Genomic DNA, 2,994 nt, shown 5'->3' on the forward strand with positions numbered 1-2,994 from the left:
CTTGCTTGATTGCCTGCCTGATATGGCAGGCGAAAATGAGAGGGTTTGCAATGGCAAAACTGGTTATTGAAAAATATACCGAAGGTCAGCTCGGGAAGAAGACGAATGTTCCGCTACCATTGGTGCGGATAGCTGCACGTATTTTGCCGGATGCAGCGCTGAGCCAGCTAAAAGCAAAAGGGATTGATCTTCCGGCAGTCTGTGCTGCCAGCCGTATCGGCCAGCCTTATGAGACGGTTCTGGATATTCGTGAAAAGTGCCAAAACAAAAAAGTGGTTATCTCTTTGCAGCACTGACGCACTGTAATTTCACAAGATAAATTTCTGTATCTTGCCGCTGATAAACACAAATGTGAGCGGTTTATCAGCCATGCGGCACTATGAGCGCGGTAGGAATGTCGGTCTTTGATTGACTGCGCGGTGTATTTTTGCCAAATCAGCGAAAATGATTTTCATGGAAGTGCAGGTTTCTGCCTGTATAATGCTTCTGTGTTTATTGCAGAATGTTGCAGCAAATTTTAAATCCCGATCAGGCATTGCTGCCGCGGTCAGGTAAGCTGCAATGTGAGATTGAGATTATTACGTGCGTCAAACGCACAGGAAAGGTTTAGGGCTATGACAGCCGATTTCCGCGAGCTTCGTGTTAATATGGTTGATACGCAGATCCGCACGACGGATGTGACGGATCTTGCTGTTCTGGATGCTTTTCTGGCAGTTCCGCGTGAAGAATTTGTACCGGCGCACCGTCGTGAGCTGGCCTATATTGATGAAGATCAGCTGCTGGCAGAAACACCGGAAGGCGCGCGCTATCTGATGGAACCATCACCGGCAGCCCGTCTGGTGCAGCTCGCATCGGTGAAAAAGCAGGATGTGGTTCTCGATATCGGTTGCGGCACAGGCTATCTGGCAGCGGTTCTGTCGCAGCTTGCAAGCTCGGTGATCGCTCTTGAAAGCAATGCGGATTTCGCTGCCACAGCTTCGGAAAAACTGCAGGCATTGGGTTGCGACAATGTTGTGGTTGTCAGCGGTGAACTGACTGCCGGCTACCCTAAAGAAGCGCCGTTTGATGTCATCATCATTGAAGGCGCAGTTGATTTTGTTCCTGAAGCTCTGCAGGCACAACTCAGAGACGGCGGCCGTCTGGTTGCTATCGAAGGGCAGGGCAATATGGGCGTTGCGCATATTTATGTGAAAGAAGACGGTATCGTATCCCGTCGCGGCGTATTTAATGCTGCGGTGAAACTGCTGCCGGGCTTCCGTCATGCGGCCGAATTCGTATTCTGATACGCAATAAATTCTTTTCAGAAAGCCTGTCACGGATCTCCGCGGCAGGCTTTTTGTTTATTACCGATATTTAAGCTTAAAATCTCTGTGTAACCTGATATTGTCACACTCGTTGAAAACCACTATTTTTAGCCCGCCGCTTACAAAAGGGTAAAAATTGTGGCAGACCAGAAATTGTTGTTTTGGCAACAATAACAATTTGTTTATTAATGAATTAAGCTGATGGGTGGAAAATCCGATTTTTACCCGTTATTAGCAAATGCCCGAATGAGTTTGGGAAATTTGATTCGAATTGTATGGGGTAAACCGTGGTCAATTTACGCAAACAGGTTTTAGCTGTTGCACTATTAGCGAGCACGGTACTCGCACCGGCTCCTGTCATGGCGGAAACGCTGTTCGGAGCAATGCAAAAAGCATATCACAATAATGCTTCGCTCAATTCATCCCGCGCCGGTCTGCGCGCAGTTGATGAAGATGTGGCAATTGCCAAATCAGGCTACCGCCCGACACTGAGCGGCACATATAAATATGGCCGCAGCCGTAACGGCACGACTGATATGTATTCGACAACAGGCGAGGTCGGCATTCAGCTGAACCAGACACTGTTCGATGGTTTCCAAACAAAAAACAGCGTGGCGGCGGCCGAAAGTAACGTATACGCCCAGCGCGAAAATCTTCGCAATGACGAGCAGAACCGTCTGTTCGAAGCCGTTCAGGCCTATATGGATGTTTACCAGAACCGCCAGATCGCTTCTCTGCGCCAGAAAAATCTGGCCGCATTGAACGAGCAGGTTCGTGCAGCCAAAGCCCGTCTGGATGTTGGTGAAGGCACCCGTACTGACGTAGCGCAGGCCGATGCGCAGCGCTCTGCTGCTGTTGCGCAGCTCAACGCCGCTCTTGCCAATGTTAAATCGGCAGAAGCAGTCTACCGTCAGGTAACCGGCTCTGCGCCGGATAAATTGCAGGCCGCCAAGCCTGCCGGTAAATCGCTGCCAAAGAGCATTGCTCAGGCCTATGCGATTGCTGAAGCCGGTCACCCTGGTGTTAAGGCAATGCAATTTGCCATGGATGCTGCCGGTCATAATGTGAAAGCTAAAGAAGGTGCATTGCTGCCGACTGTCGGCGTAACGGCGTCCGCTTCGCATTCATCGGTTTATTCCGGTCTGCCAATGGCTGGTAACGGCAATTCCGCTTCGATCGGCGTTGGCGTTACTGTTCCGATTTATTCGGGCGGCAAAACATCTGCAACTGTTCGCAAATCTAAAGAACAGCTTGGTCAGGCGCGTATTCAGATTGATGTTGTGCAGGATCAGGTGCGTGCTGCCGTGGCCTCGTCATGGTCGCAGCTTGAAGCCGCAAAAGCATCCCTGTCTGCCTATCGCGACGGTATCTCCGCAGCACGTCTCGCATTGGACGGCGTGATTGAGGAGCGCAATGTTGGTCAGCGTACAACACTTGATGTTTTGAACGCCCAGAATGATCTGGTCGATGTTCAGATCCAGCAGGTTCAGGCTGAACGCGATGTTGTTGTGGCAAGCTATGCTGTGCTTTCATCCGTTGGCCGCCTTACAGCACGCCAGATCGGTCTGCAGGTTGCAGAATATAAGCCTGAACAGCATTATGATGCTGTGAAAGATAAGTGGATCGGTCTGCGTACGCCGGACGGCCGCTAATCAGGATTAGATTCAAGCTTTTAAAAAGCGGCGCATCA

At 50.4% G+C, this 2,994-nt stretch carries 3 protein-coding genes; all 3 read left to right on the plus strand.

Features of this window, described 5'->3' with window-relative positions; genetic code table 11:
• The coding region (locus A918_RS0114440) for a hypothetical protein (protein ID WP_022711749.1) at positions 1-296 on the plus strand (296 nt) is incomplete at its 5' end.
• A 318-nt stretch (positions 297-614) separates the two neighbouring features.
• Positions 615-1,283 (plus strand): protein-L-isoaspartate O-methyltransferase, encoded by a 669-nt coding sequence (locus A918_RS0114445; RefSeq protein WP_022711750.1) that lies wholly within the window; start codon positions 615-617, stop codon positions 1,281-1,283.
• 380 nt (positions 1,284-1,663) lie between these two features.
• A complete protein-coding gene (locus A918_RS0114450) occupies positions 1,664-2,956 on the plus strand; it encodes a TolC family outer membrane protein (RefSeq protein ID WP_022711751.1) in 1,293 nt (430 codons plus the stop codon).
• Positions 2,957-2,994: the final 38 nt, after the last annotated feature.

The sequence above is a fragment of the Pseudochrobactrum sp. AO18b genome, assembly GCF_000409565.1.
Taxonomy (GTDB): Bacteria; Pseudomonadota; Alphaproteobacteria; order Rhizobiales; family Rhizobiaceae; genus Pseudochrobactrum; species Pseudochrobactrum saccharolyticum.